This window comes from Halalkalibacter sp. APA_J-10(15), from assembly GCF_023017105.1.
In the GTDB taxonomy this organism is placed as follows: Bacteria; Bacillota; Bacilli; order Bacillales; family Bacillaceae_D; genus Halalkalibacter.
Map to the genome: position 1 here is coordinate 57,808 of NZ_JALKEV010000013.1, position 26,717 is coordinate 84,524.

Below are 26,717 nucleotides of genomic sequence, written 5' to 3' on the forward strand. Positions count from 1 at the left end.
AAACACTACTTATTATCTTCTATTCCCTTTTCCATTGCTTTCCAAGCAAGAGTTGCACATTTAATACGTGCTGGGAATTTTGTAACTCCTTGCAGTGCCTCAATGTCACCAAGGTCAAAACGCTCTTCATCATATTCATTGCCAAGCATCATGTTAGAGAATAGATCAGCCATGGCTACTGCCTCTTCTGTCTCCAAGCCTTTTACAGCCTGTGTCATCATCGAAGCAGAAGCGAGACTAATCGAACAACCCTCACCTTCGAATTTCGCATCTTTCACCTTACCGTCTTCAATTAATAACTGAAGTTGAATACGATCTCCACATGTTGGGTTATTCATATTAACTGTTACAGCCTCACCATCAAATTCACCACGGTTGCGTGGGTTTTTATAGTGATCCATGATGACCTGTCTATAAAGTGTATCAAGATTAGAAGACATCTCCAAAATACTCCTTTGCTTTCACTAAGCCTGCTACAAGTGCATCAATGTCCTCTTTTGTATTATACAAATAGAAGCTCGCACGTGCTGTTGCTGTGACATCTAACCATTTCATTAATGGTTGAGCACAATGGTGACCTGCACGAACCGCAATCCCTTCCGTATCTAGTACTGTCGCAACATCATGCGGATGCACATCATCGATATTAAATGTAACAAGCCCTGTACGTTGCTTCGGACCGTAAATGGCCATTCCTTCAATATCTGTTAAACGCTCTGCTGCATATTGAGCTAGCTCATGATCATGTCGCGCAATCTCATCAAGACCAATTTCCTCTAGAAAGTCAATGGCTGCACCTAATCCAATCGCTCCCGCAATTATTGGTGTGCCTCCTTCAAATTTCCAAGGTAGCTCCTTCCAAGTCGAATCCTGTAGGCCAACGAAATCAATCATTTCTCCACCGAATTCAATTGGCTCCATCTTCTCTAGCAGCTCTTTCTTTCCATAAAGAACTCCTATGCCAGTCGGCCCACACATTTTATGCGCAGAGAAGGCGAAAAAGTCACAGTTTAAATCTTGTACGTCGACATTTAAATGTGGTGCACTTTGTGCGCCATCTACAATCATTATAGCATCTTTTCGGTGGGCCATTTCAGCTATTTCTTTTACAGGATTTACAACACCTAACACATTCGATACGTGCATAACAGAAACGATCTTCGTATTCGTCGTGATAACTTCCTCAAGATCATTTAAATCAATTGTGCCATCAGCATGGAGCTTCACGTATTTCAACGTCGCTCCAGTTGCTTTTGCAACCTGCTGCCATGGAATAATATTGCTATGGTGCTCCATCGGGGTAATGACAATTTCATCGCCTTCCGTTAATTGACTCCTGCCATAGCTTGAAGCGACCGTGTTAATCGCCGTCGTCGTTCCTCTTGTAAATATAACCTCAGCAGTTGAAGAAGCGTTAATAAATGAACGCACTTTTTCACGTGCACCTTCATAGCCATCCGTTGCATGAGTACCGAGCGTGTGCACGCCACGGTGAACATTTGAGTTATACTCACGGTAATAGCGATCGAGCGCTTCGATGACTTGAACAGGCTTCTGAGATGTTGCTGCGCTGTCTAAGTAAACAAGTGGGTGGCCGTTTACTTCCTGGTTCAGTATCGGGAACAGCTGCTTAATCTCTTTTGCATTCATTATTTAACTTTCCCTTCAATTGCTTCTCTTAAGCGTAGCTTTACTGATTCAATCGGAAGCTGTTCTACAACTGGTGCTAAGAAGCCATGAATGACAAGACGCTCTGCTTCTTGACGAGAAATACCACGACTCATTAAGTAGAACATTTGGAGTGGATCTACCTGCCCAACTGAAGCAGCGTGGCCTGCTGTTACATCATCCTCATCAATTAATAAAATCGGGTTGGCATCTCCACGTGCTTTTTCACTTAACATTAAAACACGCTCTGTTTGAACACCATTTGATTTTGTTGCACCGTGTTCAATCTTCGTAATACCATTAAAGATCGAAGTTGCAGCTTCACGCATAACACCATGCTTTAGGATATGCCCTTCAGAATGCTTACCATGATGGAAAATTTGTGTGGTGAAATTCTGCTTTTGATCTCCACGACCAATGGAAACAGTCTTTGTATCTGTCCATGATCCGTCTCCTACAAGGTGAGTTGTATTTTCAGAAATCGTATCACCATCATTCATTTGACCTAGCGCCCAATCAATACGTGCATCCTTTTCAACATGGCCTCTACGAACAACATAGGTTGTCACGTTGCTGCTTAAATGATCAACTGCACCGAATGCTACCTTCGCTCCTTGCTTTGCATATACCTCTGCAACAATATTCGCAACCATTTCCCTGTTTGTCTGTGTAGCATAGTTTTCAACATATGTCACCGTACTGTTCTCTTCAGCGACTACGACTACATGGTTGTTATATGAAGCCTCAGCTGTCTCAAATGAAAAAATCGCTTGTAACGGTACTTCTACATGTACATTGCGAGGAACATAAATAAACACACCACCGTTTACGGTCGATACATGTTGTGCAAGAAGTAGGTTCTCTTCCGCCTTCACAGCTTCACCGAAGAAATATGGCTTCAATTTATCTGCATGCTCTTGGGCCGCTGTTTGAAGGTCTGTGAAGATGACACCCTTATTAGCTAATTCATCCGAAACCTTTTTAAATACTGCTGTCGTATCTTGTTGAACGAGAAGATTTTGCTCCTTCGCTTCCTCATCTATAAGTTCTTTTATAGTAACTGGTAGCTCATTAACGGTTGAAACAACCTCTTTTTCAGCTAAATCAAATGTAGCCTTTTGAAAGCTCCAATTTTTAATATTTGTTTTTTCTGGCTTTGGTAGAGCTGTTTTTTCTGAAAGCTCTAACCCTTTCAAACGAAGTTCCTCAAGCCATTGAGGTTCCTTTCTCTTCTTAGAGAATGCCTGAACTTGATCTTTTCCGATCAATATTTTCGTCTCTACTGACATACATATACCCACCTTTTACGTATATTTCTTCAATCTCTTACGCTTCTTGATTCACACGCTCGTCTTCAATGCCAAGCTCAGTCTTAATCCAGTCATAACCTTCAGCCTCTAAACGTTCAGCTAATTCATATCCACCAGACTTGACAATTCGACCTTGCATCATCACGTGAACCTTATCAGGCTTAATGTAATTCAGTAGACGTTGATAGTGTGTAATAATTAAACAGCCGAATTCTTCTCCACGCATATCATTAACACCTTTTGAAACGACTTTTAAAGCGTCAATATCTAAACCTGAGTCAATTTCATCAAGGATCGCAATTTGTGGCTCTAGCATTAACAGTTGGAGAATTTCATTACGCTTCTTCTCCCCACCAGAAAATCCTTCATTTAAATAACGGTGTGAGAAAGATTCATCCATTTCAAGTAAACCCATCTTTTCATCTAGTTTACGAATGAATTTCATTAAAGAAATTTCGTCACCTTCTTCACGCTTCGAATTAATCGCGGAACGTAAGAAATCAGAATTCGTAATCCCACTAATTTCACTTGGATATTGCATCGCTAAAAACAAACCTGCTTGAGCACGCTCGTCCACTTCCATCTCTAGCACATCTTCTCCGTTCATATGAACAGATCCACTTGTAATTTCATACTTAGGATGTCCCATAATAGCCGATGCAAGAGTAGATTTACCTGTACCGTTTGGACCCATGATAGCGTGAATTTCGCCACCTTTAATTTCAAGGTTGAAATCTTTTAAGATTTCTTTTCCCTCAATAGACACTTGCAAATTTTCAATCTTCAAAAATGGTGCTGACATAATTCTCATACCTCCAATGTATTTCGCTAATTCGTTATTGTTAGCGAGTAAAAGTAATTGATTGTTGTTCATTGATTCTCAATTTATTCTCATTACAATCTTATAACAAATCTAGATAAAATTCAAGAATTCACCCTCAACTGATCTTAACTTGTCACCTTATCTTTTTATTATTATAAACATTGAAAAGAGAGTAGCACCGATGGCACTACTCTGTTTTATTTTATCATAAAATGTAAACACAAGCGAAATCGAATCCTCTTATTTTTCTATTTCTTACTGTACAGGCTGGCTATCTCCTAGCTCTTTCATTGCTTCTTGAACAAGTGTGACTGCTTGGCTCATAGCTGCACCACCACCAAATGCTGCTGAAACACCAACCGTTTCTAATATTTCATCCTCTTTGCATCCTTCATCTAAACATCCTTTTGTATGATAAATAATACAATATTCATCTTGAGAAAAAATACTAATCCCTAAGGCGATTAACTGTTTTTCCTTCTTCGAGAGCGTGCCTTTTTCAAAGCATGCTTCTGTAAATGCATTATATTTCTTCGCTATCGTAGGCATTTTTTTCGTAAATACACCTATTCCTTCTTTATAATCTTGTAACGCCATTTGAATTGGACTTTGATCCTGTTGGTCCTGCTGTTGTTGCTGATCCATTTTATCATCCCTCCTAGTCTTTTAAACATCTGTATTATTTACAGGGAGGTTGTATGATATACGAAAGAAGTACCAGAAAATGAATGTGGAAGGCCTCTGAAAAAGGACCCTCGAAAAAAAAACGATCTTTTCCTTGTGCCATGCGGAACCTCATTCCGTTAAATAGACAAATATTCTACTTTTGCATTAGAAACGGAACGTCATTCCGCTAATATGCCAAAAGAAGAGCAAAACGAAGCGTAAATGGCCAAATAGCGGAACGAGGATCCGTAATAACCGGAATAAAGTCAGTATAAAGGAAATAACGGAATGACGTTCCATCAAGTCGCAGCACAACTTAATGAAGAAAAGACCGCTACCGCTAGGCCATTGAAAAAGTCCGATCTTCTCAAAAAAATGTGGGAATTACAAAGCCACTGAAAAAGTACAAATTAGCTTTTTCAGTGGCTTCATTTCTAGTGTCTATTGATTTAGTTTTGAACAGGAATAACCGCTCCATCGTATTGTTCATAAATAAATTCGCGAATTTCCTCTGAAGTTAACACTTCATACAAGGCTTGAACTAATTCACCCTCTTCATTACCTTCACGAACAACTAATAGGTTTGGCTGGAGAACATCCTCACCCTCGAAAGCAATTCCATAAGCATCAATATCAACTCCACCTTCAAGGGCATAGTTCGTATTGATAACGACCGCATCACCTTCGTCATTTTCAAATGAAGGTGCTAACATTCTTGCTTCGACTTGATATTCATCAAATTTTAAGTCTTTCGGATTCGATACGATGTTTTCCACACGTGCAAGCTCGCCATCTTCAATATTAAGCTCAATTAAACCAGCGCGCTCAAAAATCGGTAAAATACGTCCATGGTCACTAATCGAATCACTTATAATAATCGTTGCACCATCTGGAAGTTCATCTAAACTACTATATTCTTTTGAATACACACCAATTGGCTCATAATGTATTTCACCAATACTAACAAAATCATATGCCTCATTTTCATCCATTTGCGAAGCTAAATACCCAGGTGTTTGAAAATAATTTACATCAATTTCATTTTCCAGTAACGCTTCATTAGGCAGAATATAATCAGAAAAGGTTGTAATATCTAGCTCAATCCCTTTCTCCTCCAATATAGGAGCCGCAGCCTCTAATATTTCCGTATGTGGCACAGCTGACGCACCGACACGTAACGTTTCTAACGAATCCTCATCTGCTCCATTTCCACATGCTGCTAATGTAACTGATAATCCTAATGCTGCAATTAAACCCGCTACTTTTTTCATCTTTCTTTCCCCCACTCTTATCTTTTGTCTGTTTTATGTGTAAAGTAGTCCCCGATCCATTGAATGATAAAGACAATAATCAGGATGGCTACTGTTGCCACCAATGTAATCATACTATTATTACGTTGAAACCCTTCTAAATAAGCCAAGTGACCAAGTCCTCCAGCAGCAATAACACCTGCCATTGCCGTATAACTAACGAGAGCAATCGCTGTAACCGTTATGCCTGAGATCAAAGCTGGCATCGCCTCTGGAATTAATACTTTGCGAACGATCGTGAAAGAGGACGCACCCATTGCTTGTGAAGCCTCAATAACCCCTTTATCAATTTCCCTAAGAGCAATTTCTACCATTCGAGCGTAAAAAGGTGCAGCACCAATAATTAACGCAGGCAAAGCTGCATTTGCACCTAACATCGTCCCAACCATTGCCCTTGTAAATGGAATGAGAAGCACAAGTAAAATTATGAATGGAATTGATCGAAATACATTGACAATCGTACTAAAAACAAAATGGATAATGGCATTCTCCCATAAGCCACCCTTACTCGTCACATATAATATAAGACCAAGTATGATTCCCAATACAAATGTAACGGCAACGGAGATCGTTGTCATGTAAATTGTTTCAACAGTTGCTTCCCATAATTGATCGACTTTAATTTCCTCAAGAAGATCATTCATCATTCTTGATCACCTCCACATCAACCTTCTTCTCTTTGATGAAGGCAATCGCATCATTGATTATGCGCTCTTCCCCTTTAAGTGAAACAAACAACGTCCCATATGAACCATTTTGAATCTTTGTAATCTTACCTTGTACAATGTTTACTTCAATATCAAAAGCTCGAATCAATTCCGTAATAAGCGGGCTTTCTGTTTCATCACCAACAAACGTTAATTGAACCATTCGGCTATTTGGTTCACTCGCCAAGGAAGCTAAAGCCTCAACGGTCTCTTCTGGCTCGGTAATTTGTTTAACAAATTCTTTTGTCATTTTCTGCTGTGGTCTTCGAAAAACGTCTAGAACAGGACCCATTTCAACAATTTGTCCTTCTTCCATGACGGCAACCCGATGACAAATTTTTCGAATCACATGCATCTCATGAGTAATTAAAATAATGGTTAAACCAAGCTTCTGATTAATATCAACTAATAGCTCTAAAATCGAGTCTGTCGTTTTCGGATCAAGAGCAGATGTGGCTTCATCGCACAAAAGCACACTTGGATTGTTGGCTAATGCTCGCGCGATGCCGACACGTTGTTTTTGACCACCGCTCAATTGGGAAGGATAACTATCTCCACGACCTTCAAGTCCAACAAGCTCGATTAATTCATCGACTCGCTCTTTCCTTCGCGCTCTATCGACACCTGCAATTTCCAGAGGAAAAGCGATATTTTCTCGTACGGTACGTGACCATAGAAGGTTAAAGTGCTGAAAGATCATGCCAATTTCTTGACGCGCCTTTCGCAATTCTTTTGCTGATAGAGTGGACAAATCACGCTCTCCAACAATGACATTACCTTCTGTCGGTCTTTCCAACATATTTAGCATGCGGATCAGTGTGCTCTTACCTGCCCCACTATAGCCAATCACACCAAATATTTCACCTTCCTCTATCGTTAAATCGACACCGTCCACTGCTTGAACGGGTCCATTTTTCGTATTAAAACGTTTCTTGATCCCTTTTAATGAAATCATCGAAAACCACTTCCCTTCGAGGTCAATCAAAAGGTATAGCCACCCTTTTTGAACAACCTCTTATAATACTTTATATAAAGACCGTATTTATTAAAAATAAAAAAATCCTTCCTGTGCGTGACAGAAAGGATGATACATTCGTCCTTCCTCTCATCTTTCAAAGTGGTAAACACTTTGCAGGATTTAGCACCTAATAAGATGATTTATCACCTTATCGGTTGCTGGGCATCGTAGGGCCAGTCCCTCCGCCTCTCGCAATAAGAGTTTTACTATATGAAAATACTAATCTTTTAGCTCCTATGAATAATAGCATAGGAAAAAATCAGCTGTCAATGAATGCTGATCAGTATTTCTTGCCAATTTTGTGAATAGCCTTACATGTTAATGACCCATAAGGGATTACGAAGGCACTAATAAAGGTTTTTAACCTTATCAGTGCCTATTAAATACAATGAGAGAAACCGTTGTCTCCTTTATTAGCACCAGCCCTCATCACAATTTTCTACATAGGATTGAACATCGTTAGGCTTTTTATTTTCATATCTGTATATTTTATCTGCGTCAAATTCAAAACCTTCAGCCATTTCATGCTGCAGGCCTTGGTTTGTTTCCATTACTTGACCAATCTTGGCTTCCCCCATGTATAAGCTAAGCTTCCCATCTTCATACTTACCTTTCACTTGACTGGTCACATCAATCTTCACAAATTCCAATTCCACGTAAGCACCTCCTTATATATAACAAAAGTTACGTATAGCTTCCCCAGAGTAAGCTAACTTATCATAACGAAAAGCAAATCATTTAAAAAACGTCGGCTGTGCTTCCGAATTCATATAAAAAAGAGGTTCCAAAAGATTTAACCTAGATCCTTTGAAACTTCTGTATTGTTCATTTCTACTCTTGACTAATCATTTCCTCATATTGTTCCGCTTGCATAAGCTCATCTAGCTCCGCTTCTTTACTTGGCTTGATAATAAGCATCCATGCTTTTTCGTATGGAGATTCATTGACAAGCTCTGGTGAATCATCTAAATTTGCATTTACTTCAACGACTTGTCCACTAATTGGAGCATACAACTCCGAAACCGTTTTCACTGACTCTACATTCCCAAATGGCTCATTAGCTGTCAGTTCATCACCCACTTCAGGCAATTCAGCAAATACAATATCCCCTAACTCTTCCTGCGCAAAATGAGTGACCCCAATTCGAACTTGACCATTCTCTTTCTTCACCCATACGTGCTCTTTCGAATACGTTAGCTCTTTTGGTAATTGACTCATGGTTAACCTCCTACTTTTCATCTATGCTCTTTAGTATAACGTGATGCTGTTGAAAAGAAAAACAACTTATTTCCAATTTTGTTCAAATAAGTCCTCCTTAAAACCAACCGTCACTTTCTTTTGATCAGTCGTTAACGGGCGCTTAATTAACATTCCATCAGAAGCAAGCAATTCTAACGCTTCATCTTCTGTCATTGTTGGTAATTTCTCTTTTACATTTAGTTCACGATATTTCTTTCCACTTGTATTAAAAAATTTCTTTATTTCTAGTCCACTATTTTCAACCATGATTTTTAGTTCTTCTTTAGTCGGTGGATTTTCGACAATATGTACATCATTCACTTCTATCCCTTTTTCCTCTAACCATTTTTTAGCTTTTCGACAAGTTCCACACTTTGGATAATGATAAAAAGTTATTGCCATCACAAACATTCCTTTCTCATTTATTCATCCTTAGTATTGCTTAATTCATGTAAAACCACAACCAATATGTTTCATTATTAACAACTTCTCACTAGAATAGACTATTGCCATTTTCTTAAAACTAAGTGTGTATCCACTGGATACGCTTCATGATATGCAGCATTCCCAAAGGAGGATCAACATGCAGCAAACACAAATCTCAAACCAACAAAACCAGCAAAATCAGCAAAATCAGCAAAATCAAGCTATTATGCAGCAACCACCAGCGATTATTTCAACAAAGGATCAATTGTATTTAACAGACATGCTTTCATGGAATTTAATTGCGATGAAAAAGGCTCATTTCTTCGCTCAGCAATGTCAAGACCAAGACATTATTCAAGCCCTTGAAAACGCCGGATCCATGCATCAACGCCATTACGAAAAAATACTCACTCACTTGAATGCGAATCAAAATCAACAGCAATCTATACCGGTTCAATAATAGGGAGGGCCAATAAATGAATCAACAAAAAATTAAAAATCCTGAACTGCAAGTACCAAAAACACCACAAATGTCTGAACGTGACTTTATAAATGATCAATTAGCAACGGAAAAATATATGTCTAACGCCTATACGGTTGCATTAAATGAATTAAGTCACGATCAGCTTTATCAAGACATTTCTACCATTTATAACGAAACCCAAAATTGTCAACGTGATATTTATACTATCATGTTCAAAAAAGGATTTTATGCGTTAGAACCAGCTGAGCAACAAAAGCTTTCAGAAGCATACCAGCAATTTTCGGGATACCAAACACAATTCCCTTATCAATAAAAGTGAAAGGTCTGTCCTAGGATTCGATCCTTTGGACAGACCTTTTTCTAAATAATAAGAAGGTAACGTCAGAGGACATGGTTATAAACCACATTTTTTAGTGCCCTTTATAATCACACATTGGCGTTGTCGATATTTCCCGAGAAATATCATTCCCCACTTGAAAGCAAGCTTTTCTTTTGATATGACTTAAGTATAACCGAAAGGAGAGAAGAAAATGGAAACCACGCTACATATTCAAACAGAAGCTCGTGATCAAATGGTTGAAATCACGCACAGAATACAAGACTGGATCAGGTCCATTAACTTTCAGGATGGCATCATTATCGTTAACTCTTTACATACAACAGCAGGAATTACTGTTAATGAAAATGCCGATCCTGATGTAAAGACAGACATGCTTATGAGACTAGATGAAGTATACCCATGGAACCACCCAAAGGATCGTCATATGGAAGGAAACACTGCTTCTCACCTAAAGACAAGTACGGTCGGTCACTCTCAAACGATTATTGTCTCAAATGGGCAATTACTGCTCGGAACATGGCAAGGAGTCTATTTTTGTGAGTTTGATGGGCCTCGCCAACGAAAATGCGCTTTAAAAGCCATTTCTGCTAGATGAGTGAGTATCCACAATTAAAAATTTAAGCAAAAGAACATACACAAAAGTGCACTGAAAAAGTTAAAGCACAAACTTTTTCAGTGCACTCATACATGTTAGAGGAGTACTTTACTTTAGTTCACCTCAAATTAATCTATGCTTCTCTTCTTAATGCCGATAGCACATGGATTTTTGTTGCTTTCTTAGCTGGACGTATTCCTGACACAATGGCTACCGACAAACTAATAAATGCTGCAATGGCAACAAGCTGAATCGGAATCGCAGAAAACGTCACATCCATAAATTCAGGGGTTTCTGTTACTTCCACGAGTACTCTTGGAATGATCCAATTAACAGCAAAGCTAATTGCGTAAGAAATAATCACACCAATGACTACACCTAATACGCCTATAATCGCACTTTCCATTAAAAATAATCTCCTAATTACAGTCGGGTCAGCTCCAATCGCTTTCATTATCCCAATTTCTTGCGTTCGCTCTGTTACCGCCATTGTCATCGTATTAAAGATTCCAATCGAAGCTATAACGACCGCTACTGTCCCTACAATGATTAATCCCGTTTTCAAAGCTGTAAAAAATAACGACATTCCATTAATACGTTCACTGACTGAATCAATTATAAACCCTTTATCCTTTAACGAATTAGATAGGCCTTCAACTTGTTGAGCATCAGTTGCGTATACACTTACCTGGTCCAATCCATATGAATACACTTCACCGTCTATTTCTTCAGAAAGAAGGATTTCCTTTTCTGATATGGAATCAGATATATATACTGATGAATCATGTCTCCATTCCTGCTCAGGCTCCGCTCCTATACCTACAATAACGAACTTCTCTTCATATCTAATATCCTCTTCCCAATCGTAAACGGTTATTGTAACGGTCTCATTTAATACGCTACTCTGATAAGAAGTAGGTTCTTCGTTTTCATCTGAATCGTATAACATTTCATGGGTATGGTAACCAACAATGATTTCATTTTCCTGTTCAGGAAAGCGTCCATCTGCCAAAGAAAAACCCGATTTCTCTTCTTCTTCGAAATTCGTCAACCTTGTAGTCATTTCTCCCGAATAAGAATCAATCGAGACATCCACCGGATATTGAACGTTACTTCGAGTCACTATCGCCTTAATATGTTCAAGCTGATGAATTTCCTCTATATCACTCTCCTCTACTGCCTTCCAATCTTCATCTTCCTCTCTACCATAAATCGAAATTTCATTCATTAATTGATGCTGCATAAACTCATCAACAATCGAATTTTGCAGCCCAAAACCGACTGAAGCAAGAACAATTAAGAACGCACATCCCATCGTTGTAGCTAGTACCGTCATAAATAAACGCAATCGGTTTTTCCCCATATTCCGTTTTACATACTGAAACTGATCATTAAATTGCATGCTGTTCCCCCCCTGATTGAAGCTCACCATCTTCTAAAAGAAGGGTGCGATCTGCAATTGCCGCCACTTCCTCATCATGAGTAATCATCACAAACGTCATCTTTCGTTCTTGATTGAGCTTCTTTAATATAGCTAAAACTTCCCGCTCTGTATTTGTATCTAAACTTCCTGTTGGTTCATCAGCAAACACATATTTTGGGTTCGTAATAATGGCACGTGCAATCCCTACTCGCTGCTGCTGACCACCTGAAAGCTCGTTTGGGAAATGTTTTTGATGATCTTTTAAGCCAACCTCTTGTAATATGTCAATTACTCGCTTCTTTCTTTCCTTCATACTGACACCTTTTAAAATCAATGGTAACTCGACATTATCAAAAACCGTTGCACTCGAAATCAGTTGAAAATTTTGAAAGACAAACCCAATATGCTCCAATCGGAATAGAGCCCATTCTTTCTCAGAAAACGTCATTACTTCACGTCCATCAAAACGAATACTTCCTTCACTTAAAGGCATAAATCCTGCCAACAAGCTTAACAACGTTGATTTACCAGAACCACTTCGTCCAACAATTGAAACCATCTCTCCATCATTAATAGTAAAGGTGTTTCTTTCCAATACATGAATATCCTGTTTTTTAGCTCCTTTTCCTACTTTGTAGGAAAAAGATAGATTATTTATCTCGATCATCGTAGCACTCCTTTTTCTTAAATCGTATTATCTGTATTATATAATATAATACAGATAATACTCTAATAACAAATAGTATTTTTGTCAATATATTTTTCAAAGATGAACGATGAAGAAGTTATAACCTTTAAAATAAAAAACCTATATTTCTCAATGAAATGTAGGTTTCAGACCAGGGAATTTCTATTTTTCCTCTATTCAAAGCGTACCTCCCATCCCGGGAGCGAGGTCGAAGCGCCTTATTGTGGCAACTACTCAAAAAAAGCCTGTCGACTGTCTCGCTTTTGCGAGTCTTTGTCGACAGGCTGAAACCTGCATTTCTCAATGAAATGTAGGTTTATCAGTAATAGTACCTTTCGTCTTGCAAAAGGCTATCGCTTCAGCTGCTTTCTTTTCAAAAATAGCAAAACTCTGCTTAGTACTACAAGGAAAAACCCGATTAGTAATATTTTGAAATGTGGTGTTGCTGTTTTAGGTAATAGTTCTTCTTCATCATCACTCATAGATTTATATTCTTCATGTTCTCTTCTTAACATCCCTTGGTCTATTGGAGAATGATCATTTTTATTATGATGCTCTTCAGGATCTTCTAGATGAGGGTCATAAGTAACTGGATCATCCTTTTCAGAAACGTAAACCGTTAGGCTTGCATGAATACTAGAAGGATTCAGTACATCAGTCAACTGATCTAACGTTCCTATGAACACATAGGAGCCAGCTCTCATTCCATCATACTGAGGCTTCCCATCATTCCACGTCACATTCACCTCTATTGTCTCTCCATTGTTTAGTAAGACCTCTATAGAACTCGGTAGATTTAGATCTATCCGTTTCGTTCCGTTCACGACAGTAATATCCTCAAAGCGTTCTACTGACATAACGATCGGATCACCTACAATCACTTCAATAGTCACCTGCTCATCACTTCGGTTCTCGATACCACTTAATTGTTCAAGTGTTCCATTGAATAGATAAGTTCCAGACTGTTTCTCGTTATACTTTGGCACACCTTCATCCCAATTTACGTGAACATTCATTTTCTCGCCATTGTTTAACACAACCTCAACATACGGAGGTAAATCAAGATCTTTCCGTTTAACACCATTTTCAACATGAAGCCGCTCAAATCGTTCGATTTCTGATATAAACGGTTCATGAACTTCTACATCAATGGTTACCGTTAGTTGTTCCGGATTCTGTATTTCGTTTGACAGATTCCATTCACTAGTAAAAATCGTTGCAATTGATGTTGTAAGACTGCTAAACATTCCTTTTGTTAACACGAAGGTCCCTGTAAACGTGTACGTCCCGGCCTTCTTCTCGTCATATGGAGGCTGACCATCATCCCACATTACATCAATTTCTGTTGTTTCACCATTATTCAAAATGACTTCGACTTTCTCCGGCAATTCAAGATCAGAACGTTTCGTTCCGTTAGCAACACTAATGATAGCTATATCTCCTAAATCACCTACTTCTACAATCGTAGGTTGATCGACCTTCACCTCAACTGCTGCTTGTTTAAAATTGGGATTTTCAATCTCATTTAGCTGATTAAACGTACCCGTAAATTGGTACACTCCTGCTTTCTTTCCATCATATTTAGGGACACCCTCGTCCCATTTCACATCAACGGTTGCTTGACCACCATTATTTAACGTCACCTCGACTTGTTTTGGTAAGCCAATTTCCTCAGAATTTGTACCGTTTGCTACTGAAATGATTTCTAAAGTCTCCACTTCCGTAATATACGGTCGTCCTACTTTTACCTCTGCTACTGCCCTTATATTATTCGGATTTTCGATTCCACTTAACCCCTCCAAGCCTCCCGTGATACGATAAGTACCAGCCTTTAATCCGTTATAGTCCGGGCCTCCTTCATCCCATGTCACATTAATCGTCTTTTTCTCGCCATTATTTAACGTCACCATAACTTGTTCTGCAAAGCCGATTTCAGATAACTTCGTGCCATTTTCAACCTGAATAACTCTTAATGATTCTACCTCTGTTATAAATGGTTTATCTACTTCGACTTCGACTTCGGCCTGCTTGTTATCCGGATTCAGTACACCGGTTGGTAATTCCAGCTTACCCGCAAATAAATAAGTGCCTGCCCGCATTCCATTATACGTTGGATCGCCTTTATCCCATGTCACACCTACGTTAATCGTGTTTCCATTATTAACTGTAACCTCTACTTGCTCTGGCAAAATCAATTCTGAATGCTCTGTCCCATTTGCCACATGAATGGCCTTTATTGTACCTACTTCTGTAATGATTGGCTCACCGACAACTACATCAACGATTGCTATTTTTTGATCAGGATTTTCAATCTCTTCATGCTGTTTCAACGTTCCTTTGAATTGATACACTCCAGATGTCATCTTCGCATATTCTGGAACACCTTCATTCCAATCTACATATACATCAAGATCTTGACCGTTATTTAACGTTACATTAACCTGATCTGGTAAGCCAACTTCGCTAAGTTCCGTCCCATTTGCGACATGAATCGCTGCTAATTGTTCTACCTCTGTTATAAATGGTTTTTGAACTTCAACTTCAACTGTTGCCGTAATGTTATCAGGATTTCCCACCTTTAAAGGCTGGTCAAATTCACTGTTTATAAGCGAAGCAACAAAGGTTGTTACTTGTTCTATCACTCCCTCTGACAATTCAAAGGTTCCTGTAAACATATAAGTTCCAGCCTTCAACTCGTCGTATAAAGGTTCTCCGTTATCCCAGCTCACACCAATTTGCGCGGTCTCACCATTATTTAATGTAACGTGAACTTCGTCAGGTAATGTAAGATCAGCACGCTTCGTTCCGTTTTCAACTGAAATACTATCTATTGCTTCAACATCAGTTATAAATGGCACATCGACAATCACATCTATCAATGCAGTTAAATGATTAGGATTTCTAACATCACCTGGAATATCAACTAATGTACCGATAAATGTGTACGTTCCCGCTTTATTTGCATCATACGGATTGTCTTCATCTGCATCAGTCCATTGCACCTTAATATCCCGCAACACATCTTCTGGACTTACCGTCACTTGTATCGTCGTTGGCAAGCCAACATGATCGATTTCAGTTCCATTGTCCACAGTAATAGGTTGAAACTCTTCTATCCTTGAAATCTGATACGAAAGAACCTCAATTTCATGCGTACTCACTTCACCGAATAATTGGACAGTTATTTCTGCATTTCCTGGTGCGGTGGCTGTGACCTGACCATCTTCATCTATGGAGATTAGATCATCTCCTATAGTAACTTCATATTCAGCATTACTTGTTCCATCAAATGACCCTTCTTCGTGATGGGCGGTGACGGTTATTTGCGTGCTGTTACCAATCTGTAACGTTGAAGAATCGAGTTTCACTTCTACTGACTCCAATGAATTTTCCCATTGTAAAAATGGGAACACCTGATCATTATAGACGTACCACGTATTCGTAAAATCCCAATTAGTAAATGTACTCAGTTGTTTTAACTCTGCTTCCGTTATAGGAATACCGTATCCATTGTCTGGATAATCCCCACCATACACACTTTTATTCCAATAAGAATGTTCAATAATGGCAGAATCATTAGTCAATAAACCGACTAAACCACCAACATGATCATCACCAGTTACGATACTGCTAGAATAGGATTCACTAACCTTACTATTGTCTCTTCCCACAAAATAGCTTCCAACTAAACCGCCAATACTATTTCTACCAGAAATTTCACCTATAGCATATGATTTTATAATACTCCCATAATTTATACCAACAAGACCACCACCATTGATATTACTCAATTGAATGGTCGTATGAGCAGCTGACTCATGAATCATCCCATAATTCATTCCAACCAAACCGCCCACATTACTACTTCCCGACAAGGTTCCTGTTACAGTTGAGTTTTCAATTCTACCTGTTCCTAAATTAATACCAACTAAACCACCAACAGTGTGCCTAGTAGCCTTAATATCTACATCTACTAATGTAACGTTTTTAATCACTCCAGGGTTTTTAAGTGCACTAAACAACCCTGAATTTTCCCTAAATTCGTTCTCGAATTGTAATCCTGTAATTTCATAACCGTCACCATCAAATGTACCTATAAATGGAGTACCAGCACGACCTATTGGCTCCCAGCTCTCTCCTGAAAGATACTCTGCTAAGTCAATATCAGCTCCTAGTTGATAATAAGCCTCCAAATTCTCTCTTACACCATCTAATTGCTCTGGTGTCGTAATAATATAAGGATTATCAGCTGTTCCGTCACCTTCCGTAAATAGTGGTTCTACAACTGTTACATCAATTGTGTTCACTTCACCATAAAGTGTAACGGTAATAACAGCCTCACCACTTTCTTTTGCAGTTACAATCCCATTTTGATCTACGTCAACGAATTGATCTCCTTCTGTAACTTCATAGTTAGCATGAATCGTTCCATCAAATGAACCATCTTGATGGTTTGCTGTAACTGTTAGTTGAGAAGTCTCTCCAACCTTCAGCTTAGATAAATCAATGTCTACTTCAACTTCTTCCAATGGGTTTTCCCACTGTAAAAAAGGAAACGTTTGACCATTATAAACGTACCACGTATTTGTAAAATCCCAGTTAGTATACGTGTTGAATTGTTTTAACTGTTCTTCCGTCAAAGGTGTACCGATCCCATTGTCTGGATAATCCCCATCATATACACTCGTATTCCAATAAGAATTCACTATAAAGGTTGGATCATGAACATACCCAACTAAGCCACCAATATCATTATTCCCAGTTACGATACTATTTGAATAGGAATTAATTATTTTCCTATTGTTCAAATCCCTTGGATGTCCTCCAACTAAGCCACCAATACCGCTATCACCTGATATTTCCCCACTAGCATATGAATTTTTAATTTCTCCTCCATTTTGACCAACAAGGCCACCACCACTGGAATCGCTCACTGAAATGGTAGTCGAAGCAACTGATCCACTAATCATCCCAAAATTTACTCCAACCAACCCGCCGACTTCATTACTTCCCGACAAAGATCCTGTTACCGATGAGTTTTCAATTCGAGCAAACGTAGAAGCCACCCCAACTAACCCACCGATATTCCGACGACCAGTTATATCCAAATCAACTAAAGTGACATTCTTAATCACTCCAGAATCATATAATCTTGCAAACATCCCTAGATGAATACTATGAATATTATTTCCATCAATTTTTAATCCTTTTATTTGATAGCCCGCACCATCAAACGTACCATTAAATTGATCGATTGGCTCCCAGCTCTCTCCTGAAAGGTAGGCTGCTAAATCAATATCATTACCTAATCTGTAATGAGCCACTACATCTTGTCTAACAACATCTAGCTGCTGTGCAGTCATAATAATATAAGGGTTTTCAGCAGAACCATCTCCATCTGCAAACATGGCCTCTTCAACTGTTACTTTCATTGTAGCCACTTCACCGTAAAGTGTAACGGTAATAACAGCCTCACCACTTTCATTTGCTGTTACAACACCATCTTTATCTACCTCAACAACGTGATCCCCTTCTGTTACTTCATAGTTAGCATGAATCGTTCCATCAAAGGAACCTTCTTGATGGTTTGCGGTAATTGTTAGCTGAGCCATATCCCCAACCTTCAACTCAGAAAAATCAATGTCTACTTCAACTTCTTCCAATGGATTTTCCCACTGTAAAATGGGAAACGTCTGCCCATGATAGACATACCACGTATTTGTAGTGTCCCAATCATCATATTTGCTAAATTGTTTTAATTCTTCTTCAGTTAAAGGTGTTCCAAATCCATTATCTAAAGAACCTCCATTCTCGACACTCCTATTCCAATAAGAAGCTTCAATAGTCGCTACATCATGCTTTGAACCTACTAAACCACCCATGTTCTCATTTCCTGTTACAAAACTATTGGAATAGGACTCACTTACTTTTTTGTTACTCCATGATTGATTTCCTATCAAGCCACCGATATTTCGATATCCTTCTACAGTACTCTCAGCATATGATTGAACTATAGTATTTTGATTCTGTCCCACTAAGCCACCGACATCTTGATTTCCTTTTACGGTAGATTTTGCGAATGATTGACTTATTCCATTTCCATTACTCAAATTCAATCCAACTAAACCACCAATGAAGTCATCACCGTTTACATAGACTTCAGCGGACGATTGAATAACATCACCATCGTTTTCCCCAATCAATCCACCAACTCTACTAAAACCAAAAATAAGACCCTCAGCATATGCTCGGCTAACATCACCATAGTTTCTACCAACTAGTCCACCAACGTAATATCTTCCCTCAACCGTACTATTGATGCTCACTCCACTAATCTCGCCATAATTAAGGCCGACTAATCCACCAACAGAAAAACCTTGATTACTACCTATTTCAATATTTTCTAAGGAAACATTTTTTACTACACCATTCTCACCAATCACACCAAATAGTCCTTGATCGTCTTGTCTAGTGTTACTTCGATCAATTGTCAAATTTGTAATTACATGACCATTTCCGTCAAGCGTTCCATTAAATTGATTAGAGCTGATCCCAATCGGTACCCAGCCTTGTCCAGAGCTGTATGCTGCCAAGTCAATATCATTCTCTAACAGATAATGAGCGTTTAAATTATTTCTAACTCCATTCAACTGCTCTGCCGTTTCAATAATATATGGATTTTCCACAGAACCATCGCCATTTGAATACATCGTTAAACTTATACTTGCTAATTCCATGTCAGACTCAACCTCGGCTTCTCCTACTTGAGACGTTTGCCATGAATGATCATCTTGTGTAATTTCAAGGTCCTTTACTATATCCTTATCATCATTCTCTTTAATATCTTCCCCTTTATCTACATCAGAAGTGAAGTCTAATTCTTCATCTTCTTCTTTAACGTTTCCTTCACCACCTAACAAGCCCTCTTCTTCCTCAGTAATCAATACATCACTCGCTTCATCTTCAGCGATGACGATTTCGATTGGCAGAACACTTGAGTATACTAACAGTAATACTAGACTAACCACACCGATTTTCTTCTTGAAATAATTTCGCTTACTCATTTTTCCCTTTTCTCCTCTCCATTTGACGAAGTAACCTTATTTCTGTGGCTGTATAGCAATCTCCTCGTTTCATCTGAAAAACATAGGCCTTTCATCGTAATTCATGTATGTAACCACTCATATCATTTATCCTACTAATCGTAGTTTAAGTTTTGTTTAAGTTTTCAAAATTTCCTGAAATTAAGAAAGGACATGAATCATCTTTCGGTTTTCATGAAAATCACGAATAACCCCACTGTGTTCATCTCCCAATAAACTTTAAACTTTCATATCTTTGAAAAAAAACAGCCTCAAAGTCTTTTTGACTTTGAGGCTGTTTTCATAAACTAATTATATCTTCTCCTAACCATCACCACATACAAAGCTGGTACAATGAGCAGCGTTAACAAGGTTGAAAATAAAATTCCTGAAATAATTGTAATCGCTAATGGTGTAAAAAGTGCATCACCACTTAATGCAATCGGTATCAAGGCAACAATAGACGTAATCGCTGTTAAGAGAATCGGTCGAATTCGTGCTCGGCCTGCTTCTCTTACGGCATCTAATAGTTTCATTTCTGTACGTAACCGCTGCTCGATAAATTCAATTAATACAATCGCATTGCGTACAACGATTCCTGTCAATGAAACCATTCCCATCACGGCTAAAAAGCTAATCGGTGTTTGCGTCACAAACAATCCAAGTATAGCCCCGGCAATCGCTAAATAGACAGCGACTAAGATTAAGAACGGTCGCGTTAAAGAATTAAATTGAAAAGCCACTAATAAATAGACAAGAACAAGAACAATGATAAATAAGACGATAATTTCCGCAAAGAAATTATCTTGATTGTCATTCTCTCCACCTAAAACTATGTCATATTGATTATCGCCTAATTGCATTTGATACGTCTCAACGATGTCTGATACTTTCGCCTCAAAATTAGTAACCGCACCTGGAAACGCCCGAATCGTAATAGCTCTCTCACCATTTAAGTGAGGAATCGCCCTTAGCTCCTCCGTGTAATCAACTGTAACTAAATCAGACAATGCAATTAATTCTCGTGGCCCTTGCTCTCCTTGTGAAGTGCCAGCTAGTTCAAGCTCATCAAGCTGAAGCTCACTTCCTCTTTCAATGCGGTCCATGAACATGACAATTCCCATCGTTTCATTCCCATCATCAAAAGCTTGCACAGGTACACCTTCAGTCGCAAGTCCAATCCGTTGATTTATATCTCGAAGGCGAATATTTTCATCCTCCATTTGGTCACGATCGACACTGTAAATAATGGTCGGCTCTGATTCCCCGACATCATCCATGACCAATTCTGCTCCCAACGCTTGAATTTCTTGTGTCAGGTCATTACGGATATCGATTAGCTGTTCCATGCTTGTTCCTATCAAAGTAACTGTAACTGGGGCTCCACTTGGTGGTCCTTGTTCGATCGTCTCTAAAAAGATCGTTGCCTCGGGATATTGCTCGCGAACAGGCTCTGTCCATTGTTCGATAAATCCTTGTGCTGTTTGATTCTGACGGTCTACTCTTACAACAAGCTGACCAGTATATTCACCGCTTTGATCGAGGGAGCTATTAAATAAATTCGGTAGACCGCTTCCAGCAAAAATACTCGTTTCATAAACTCCTTCATCTTCTTCAAAATAATTAGCCATTTCTGCTAACCTATCGTAGGTCTCATCAAGTGTTGTCCCCGCAGGTAAAGTCACATCAACTGTCACTTCTTCACGATCAGCTGCTGGAAAAAACTCAAATGGTGTTAGCATAACGAGACTAAAAATAGCCGCTGTCGCAAGTAAGCCCACCACTGATACAGTCACAGGCTTTTCTCCGATATTCTTCAGTAGCTTATCTGCATAGAAATCTTGTACCCATTTAAATAATTTTCCAAGTAAGCCCGCTGAACTGTTCTTCCTATTTCTTTTCCCTTCTCGAAAAAACAAAAAGCGCAGGATTGGAACAAATACTAAAGCAACAACAGTCGAAGCAAGGATCGTCGTAATTAAGATCGTCGGCATTGCACGAATAAAATCACCGTTTGCTCCACTCAGAAAAACGAGTGGTGAAAAAGTAAAGACGATAGCTAATGTTGATGTCACGATCGACACCCATATTTCCTTCACTCCGTTAATAATTCCTAATTTCGCGGAGTCACCTAACTCATATCGACGTTGAATGTTATCATTAACGACAATAGAATCATCCACTAATATACCTAACGCAATAATGAGTCCAATGACTGAAATCTGATTAAGATCTACTCCTACAAACGGAAGTGGAATGATCCCCATTAATACTGATAATGGTACAGCTAGTGCAACAACAACCGCACCAGGTAACGTTAAACCTAAGGAGCTTGTAACAATTACAGCGACAACCGCAATCACGAGCGACATAAAGAGCCCTCTAAATATCTCATTCACAAGATCAGCTTGTGAATAATAAGAGACTAACTCAAACTCATCTGATAACGAAGTCGACAGCTGCTGCACCTTATCATCTACTCGATTATGTACAGTTGGAATGTCCTCACCTGGTTGGACAACAACCGTGAATGAAATAGCTGCGGTTCCATCAATCGATATCCGATCATTAGGCTGTTTTGCCTCAATCGACACTGAGCCAACATCTTCTATAAAAACAGCATCCCCAGCAAGATTTTGCCCAATTAGCACACGCTCTAGCGCAGCAACTTCTCTTGTTTCTTCCATTTTCAATTGATACAAAGAGCCATCCACTTCTTGCTTCCCAAGCGGCGGCAAGTCAAACTCATTCTCCAATGCATGGATAACATCTAGGAAAGCAAAACCTTTAGCCCCAAGTTCTTCCGAATCTAACGTAAGAGTAATCTGCTCTTCTTCAACCCCTTTTACGATCACATCCGCAACACCAGCAACTCGACTAACCTCATCTTCCCATCTCTTTATTTCTGAATACAGTGTTTGCATCTGTTCAGGATCATCTGCTGTAATAAAATAAGAGGAAATTGGCATATTCGATTGCACATCTGATACAGTAGGTGATTGAACCTCATCTGGAAATGTGACTGAAGCATTTGCAACCGATTGTCGCACTTCTCCCATTACTTCTGACTTATCTGCTCTTTCTTCTATTGTTATAACGATTGAAGATGCACCAGCAACTGAGACAGAGCTTATTTCTTCAATTCCATCAATCGCTAGTAGATTTACCTCAATCGGATTTGTTACATGTCGCTCCACTGCATCAACCGTCGCACCCGGATAGACCGTTGTAATCGTGCCAATAGTTAATGTTGTTTCAGGAATTTCACGCTGTGGCACAGTTAAAAAAGTATAAACACCAACAATAACAAATAATAAAAACAAAATTAAAAACAGCTTAGAGCGCTCTAATAGCCCATTCATCGGCCTTTTCCTCCATCCGCATCTTAAATTTCACTTCCTCCCTTATATTCACATAATCAGACAACCTTAAACCAAATAAATGTGACTACTTAATGAATGATACAAGCTCTCCTGATAACAACATTGAAAAAGCCTAATACAAGAATAAACTTGTATTAAGCTTACGTACTAGATGAATGATCATAGATTACGTTTCCAACCGAGGCTTTGTAGGATCACAATTAGGATCCTCTATATCCGTTGACTCTGCTAGCTTAATTAAATAATAGCATTGCTCTCTCATCATATGGTCAGCCATTAATGGTGCAAATGTTCCTAACGCTTGTTTACTTAATTCAAGCTCCTCGATTTCATCAACAAAGCTTTGAAACAGGTGCATTTCTAATGCTACATCATGGTTAAAACGATCTAACGCAGGAAAAGTCGACAGGTTCGTTCGGAGAAATCCTTTTAATTCAACTGCCTTTAAGTAAAACTCTTCAAATTCCTTCGTAAACGCTCCACTTTTATCGCGAATATTCTTTTCAATCCGATCCATGTTATCTGTAATTGCCCCAGCATGACCTGCTGCATCTAACAGCCAAACTAAATGATGATGGAGCTCATGGAACATTGGAGGAGACTCCCCTTTTTTCAAATAGTCCAAAATCATTAAATATTCATCTAGCTCATTAACCATATGATTAAGAAACGTTGGTCCTAAATCAATTTTTATTTCACCTACTAAATGCTGTTCAATGATACTGAGCTTGAAGCGCCTCAGCTTCTCTACCTCTTCCGCTGTTACTTGGCTAAGTATAATCGGATCTTCTCTATTAACATTTTCCAACAACTGATCAAATGCATCAATATAATACAACGCTTCAGTAATCTTCTCTTCTTCACTAGGGGCTAACGCATCATGAATGAATCGTGCATGATCACCAAGCACCTGTAACCAAAACCCATTTTCAAATGCTGCTATTTGTTCAAATGAACTCATTAGACGATTCCTCCTTTCACTTCTCACCCCAAACATATCGCACATTTTCAAAATTTATGTCTGTCCAAAAGTAAATACTTCTTACAGTTTTTATGACCATAAGAAGTACTTTTTAGCGTTATCCATTTTCAACAGCACTTGCCCCATAAATAGCCGGTACTGAAATATTTAATAGTCGCAAATAAACCGTCAACTGACCACGATGATGATACAGGTGATTAAACATTAACGAGCGAATCATCACCCATCGTGGTTCTGTCATTAATATTTGTTCGCCATCAACCATTGACCAGTCTGCTTCAAGCTGTTCCTCATTCCAAATCGTTAAGTGCTTCATCGCGATTATTTCACTTTCTTCTAAAGCATTTAGTAGTTGTGTAATTGATTCAGGTTCACCTAGAGGAACAGTTGGAACCTCCCGTTTTAGCTTACTGAACAGCTCTGATAATCGGCCAGGTATCAACGCGATGTGTAAACCTAATTGACCTAACGTCATCGATTTCTCATGAGGTTTCCAAGATAACTTGTCCTCCGGTATGCTTTTCAATGTTTCTCGTGTCATATCCATTTCCCTTTTATATTCTTCGATAAATGTTTTTTGCAAGTTCATGTAAAACACCCCTTCTATTTGCGGTAAAAGATCTAGACTTTGCTTGTCTGATACACAAGCAACACATTTCCACAGTGAAAAGTCCTCGTACTTACTAGCTCAATCGCTCGTGGTCTTGCTTGAAACAGTGGTTGACCCTCACCTAATACAACTGGATTCACAATTACGCGATACTCGTCAATGACGTTATGCCTGATCAACGTCGAAGCAAGAGTAGGACCAGCTAGCAAAACGATGTCCTTCCCTTCTTGCTGCTTCATAGCTAGAATCTCATCTTCAATGTTTTCCTTAACAATGCGTGCATTCCACGTTACAGCATTCAGCGTATGAGAAAAAACAACTTTACGGAGTGTATTCATTTTACGAGCAAAAGCACGGTGTTCTTCGCTGTTTCGCTCATTCTTCTCCGCTTCAGGCCAATATTCAATCATCATTTCATAAGATCGACGACCATAGAGTAACGTATCAACTCCCTCTAAAAAATCATCCATATAAGCTTGCATCTCTTCATCCCAAACATGCCATGAAATATCTCTATTCTTCTTTTCAACAAAGCCATCTAAAGACGTAACCATTGATAAAATAACCTTCCTCAACCACATTCATCCCTTCCTTAGAATTAAGTTTTCATCGATGTCTCCATCATAACAAGAAGCAGCTTCCCCTATTTCTTTTTAATTGCTCTATTTACATACATACTGAATGTATGTTAAAATCTTATTATATTCATATTCCTAGGAGGTACAAAATAATGAAAAGCTTTTATCCTGTTCTATTAACAAACAAATTGACCGAAAGTAGACAATTTTATCAAACGCATTTTGGCTTTAAAGCGATATTTGAAGACGATTGGTACGTTAGCCTGCAAAAAAATTCTTTTGAGCTTGCCCTTCTAAACGATTCTCACGCGACAATTCCAGAAGGATTCCGAGAAAAAACTGAAGGACTTATTCTCAATATTGAAGTTGATGATGTTGACACGCTTTACGAGGAATTAATCCGCAAACAAAATTTACCATTACACTTAGATATTCGTGATGAAGCGTTTGGTCAACGCCACTTTATTACGAGTGATCCGAACGGTATATTACTCGATATTATTAAAATCATACCACCAGATGAAACCTATAATCAGCATTACAAAGAAAACATTTGGGACAAACAATCATGACAGAGTCAGTAGCTTTAAAAGACTATTTCAGCGAAGAACTTGCTCATCATCTTTCGACACTGATCGTTCCACATTACCCTTCGTTTCAGTCCGAAGCCTTTATTGATTCTGTTAAACATCAAGTCTTGCCACTACAGTTAAAAGCTAGGGTAGCCGTCATTAGTCAAGCTCTGAAGGAACAGTTACCAGATAATTATCCGGACTCTCTAGCCATTTTGTTAAACATCCTTGGTCCGGAAAACAAAACAGAGGAAGGGATGTTTACAAACGGATACTTTCTCATGCCAATTGCTCACTTTGTTGAAACATATGGTCTTAATCATTATCATTTATCTATGCAGGCTCTTTATCAGATTACAAAACGACATACTGCTGAATATGCCTTACGTCCATACTTAGCTCATGATCCAGAGCAAACCTTAGAAATTTTAACAAGCTGGCTAAATGATACAAACTCTCACGTCCGCCGCCTTGTCAGTGAAGGAACACGTCCTCGCCTACCATGGGCGAAGAAGATTGATGTGCTGAAGGGCGATATTACGTACCACTTCCAGCTTCTTCAACCATTAGTAAACGATCCATCGCCTTATGTCAGAAAATCAGTCGCCAATCATATTAATGATCTAACGAAAACCCACCCCGAACAAACGTTAAGCTGGCTTCGAAATGAAATCACAAGCTCCATCGACTATAACAGCCGTGTTATCCAACAAGGCTTACGAACATTAAAGAAACAAGGAGACGCAAGAGCACTTGACATATTAAATGATCTCGAGTAAACCATAGAAGAGCGTATATTATGTAAAAGGAGTC

23 protein-coding genes and 1 riboswitch are annotated in these 26,717 nt (G+C 38.8%); of the genes, 5 read left to right on the plus strand and 18 right to left on the minus strand.

The window, feature by feature from the left end; translation table 11 throughout:
* Window positions 1-5: 5 nt before the first annotated feature.
* From sufU to MW695_RS15560, 11 genes are all read right to left on the minus strand, one after another.
* Window positions 6-440 carry a Fe-S cluster assembly sulfur transfer protein SufU gene (gene sufU, locus MW695_RS15510; protein WP_247106242.1) on the minus strand — a complete coding sequence of 145 codons (435 nt, stop codon included), beginning with the start codon at window positions 438-440 and terminating at the stop codon, window positions 6-8.
* A complete protein-coding gene (locus tag MW695_RS15515; protein WP_247106243.1) occupies window positions 430-1,650 on the minus strand; it encodes a cysteine desulfurase in 1,221 nt (406 codons plus the stop codon). Before MW695_RS15515 ends, sufU begins: the two co-directional genes overlap by 11 nt.
* On the minus strand, window positions 1,650-2,957 hold the full coding sequence (gene sufD / locus MW695_RS15520) for a Fe-S cluster assembly protein SufD (RefSeq protein WP_247106244.1): 1,308 nt from the start codon (window positions 2,955-2,957) through the stop codon (window positions 1,650-1,652). The genes MW695_RS15515 and sufD overlap by 1 nt, the downstream gene beginning before the upstream one ends.
* 37 nt (window positions 2,958-2,994) lie before the next feature.
* Window positions 2,995-3,780, minus strand: a complete 786-nt coding sequence (sufC, locus tag MW695_RS15525; protein ID WP_247106304.1) for a Fe-S cluster assembly ATPase SufC — start codon at window positions 3,778-3,780, stop codon at window positions 2,995-2,997.
* Window positions 3,781-4,056: 276 nt separating this feature from the next.
* Complete coding sequence (locus MW695_RS15530) at window positions 4,057-4,446, minus strand: carboxymuconolactone decarboxylase family protein (RefSeq protein WP_274169710.1); 390 nt, start codon at window positions 4,444-4,446, stop codon at window positions 4,057-4,059.
* A gap of 470 nt (window positions 4,447-4,916) precedes the next feature.
* Window positions 4,917-5,738 (minus strand): MetQ/NlpA family ABC transporter substrate-binding protein, encoded by an 822-nt coding sequence (locus MW695_RS15535; RefSeq protein WP_247106245.1) that lies wholly within the window; start codon window positions 5,736-5,738, stop codon window positions 4,917-4,919.
* 17 nt (window positions 5,739-5,755) lie between these two features.
* The gene (locus MW695_RS15540) at window positions 5,756-6,421 is read right to left on the minus strand and encodes a methionine ABC transporter permease (RefSeq protein WP_373647200.1); all 666 of its coding nucleotides are present in this window, start codon (window positions 6,419-6,421) and stop codon (window positions 5,756-5,758) included.
* Window positions 6,414-7,439 (minus strand): methionine ABC transporter ATP-binding protein, encoded by a 1,026-nt coding sequence (locus MW695_RS15545; protein WP_247106308.1) that lies wholly within the window; start codon window positions 7,437-7,439, stop codon window positions 6,414-6,416. The genes MW695_RS15540 and MW695_RS15545 overlap by 8 nt, the downstream gene beginning before the upstream one ends.
* A 147-nt stretch (window positions 7,440-7,586) precedes the next feature.
* A riboswitch (SAM riboswitch) is annotated at window positions 7,587-7,703 on the minus strand.
* 212 nt (window positions 7,704-7,915) lie between these two features.
* The gene (locus MW695_RS15550; protein WP_247106247.1) at window positions 7,916-8,158 is read right to left on the minus strand and encodes a YusG family protein; all 243 of its coding nucleotides are present in this window, start codon (window positions 8,156-8,158) and stop codon (window positions 7,916-7,918) included.
* Between the two features lie 175 nt (window positions 8,159-8,333).
* A complete protein-coding gene (gene gcvH, locus MW695_RS15555; RefSeq protein ID WP_247106248.1) occupies window positions 8,334-8,720 on the minus strand; it encodes a glycine cleavage system protein GcvH in 387 nt (128 codons plus the stop codon).
* 66 nt (window positions 8,721-8,786) lie between these two features.
* The gene (locus tag MW695_RS15560; protein WP_247106249.1) at window positions 8,787-9,143 is read right to left on the minus strand and encodes an arsenate reductase family protein; all 357 of its coding nucleotides are present in this window, start codon (window positions 9,141-9,143) and stop codon (window positions 8,787-8,789) included.
* Window positions 9,144-9,324: 181 nt separating this feature from the next.
* Here MW695_RS15560 and MW695_RS15565 point away from each other — a divergent pair, with 181 nt between their 5' ends.
* The 3 genes from MW695_RS15565 to MW695_RS15575 all read left to right on the plus strand — a co-directional run bounded on the left by MW695_RS15565 (window position 9,325) and on the right by MW695_RS15575 (window position 10,586).
* Window positions 9,325-9,627, plus strand: coding sequence for a hypothetical protein (locus tag MW695_RS15565; protein ID WP_247106250.1), 303 nt, complete (start codon window positions 9,325-9,327; stop codon window positions 9,625-9,627).
* A gap of 16 nt (window positions 9,628-9,643) precedes the next feature.
* On the plus strand, window positions 9,644-9,964 hold the full coding sequence (locus tag MW695_RS15570; RefSeq protein WP_247106251.1) for a spore coat protein: 321 nt from the start codon (window positions 9,644-9,646) through the stop codon (window positions 9,962-9,964).
* 217 nt (window positions 9,965-10,181) lie between these two features.
* Entirely contained in the window at window positions 10,182-10,586 is a 405-nt protein-coding gene (locus MW695_RS15575) for a secondary thiamine-phosphate synthase enzyme YjbQ (RefSeq protein WP_247106252.1), read from the plus strand.
* 133 nt (window positions 10,587-10,719) lie between these two features.
* On the opposite strand, the gene MW695_RS15580 is transcribed toward MW695_RS15575, so the two are convergent.
* From MW695_RS15580 to MW695_RS15610, 7 genes are all read right to left on the minus strand, one after another.
* On the minus strand, window positions 10,720-11,988 hold the full coding sequence (locus MW695_RS15580) for an ABC transporter permease (RefSeq protein WP_247106253.1): 1,269 nt from the start codon (window positions 11,986-11,988) through the stop codon (window positions 10,720-10,722).
* Window positions 11,978-12,676 (minus strand): ABC transporter ATP-binding protein, encoded by a 699-nt coding sequence (locus MW695_RS15585; RefSeq protein WP_247106254.1) that lies wholly within the window; start codon window positions 12,674-12,676, stop codon window positions 11,978-11,980. Before MW695_RS15585 ends, MW695_RS15580 begins: the two co-directional genes overlap by 11 nt.
* Window positions 12,677-13,047: 371 nt before the next feature.
* The gene (locus MW695_RS15590) at window positions 13,048-19,761 is read right to left on the minus strand and encodes an Ig-like domain-containing protein (RefSeq protein WP_247106255.1); all 6,714 of its coding nucleotides are present in this window, start codon (window positions 19,759-19,761) and stop codon (window positions 13,048-13,050) included.
* Between the two features lie 326 nt (window positions 19,762-20,087).
* Window positions 20,088-23,141: an efflux RND transporter permease subunit gene (locus MW695_RS15595; RefSeq protein WP_247106256.1), complete on the minus strand. Its 3,054-nt coding sequence runs from the start codon at window positions 23,139-23,141 to the stop codon at window positions 20,088-20,090.
* 187 nt (window positions 23,142-23,328) lie between these two features.
* A complete protein-coding gene (locus MW695_RS15600) occupies window positions 23,329-24,123 on the minus strand; it encodes a DUF2935 domain-containing protein (RefSeq protein WP_247106257.1) in 795 nt (264 codons plus the stop codon).
* Window positions 24,124-24,241: 118 nt separating this feature from the next.
* On the minus strand, window positions 24,242-24,733 hold the full coding sequence (locus MW695_RS15605) for a DinB family protein (protein ID WP_247106258.1): 492 nt from the start codon (window positions 24,731-24,733) through the stop codon (window positions 24,242-24,244).
* Window positions 24,734-24,765: 32 nt separating this feature from the next.
* Window positions 24,766-25,335, minus strand: coding sequence for a dihydrofolate reductase family protein (locus MW695_RS15610; RefSeq protein WP_247106259.1), 570 nt, complete (start codon window positions 25,333-25,335; stop codon window positions 24,766-24,768).
* Window positions 25,336-25,484: 149 nt separating this feature from the next.
* Here MW695_RS15610 and MW695_RS15615 point away from each other — a divergent pair, with 149 nt between their 5' ends.
* Together MW695_RS15615 and MW695_RS15620 are read left to right on the plus strand one after the other, a co-directional pair.
* Window positions 25,485-25,904, plus strand: coding sequence for a VOC family protein (locus MW695_RS15615; RefSeq protein ID WP_247106260.1), 420 nt, complete (start codon window positions 25,485-25,487; stop codon window positions 25,902-25,904).
* Window positions 25,901-26,683: a DNA alkylation repair protein gene (locus tag MW695_RS15620; RefSeq protein WP_247106261.1), complete on the plus strand. Its 783-nt coding sequence runs from the start codon at window positions 25,901-25,903 to the stop codon at window positions 26,681-26,683. The genes MW695_RS15615 and MW695_RS15620 overlap by 4 nt, the downstream gene beginning before the upstream one ends.
* Window positions 26,684-26,717 lie beyond the last annotated feature (34 nt).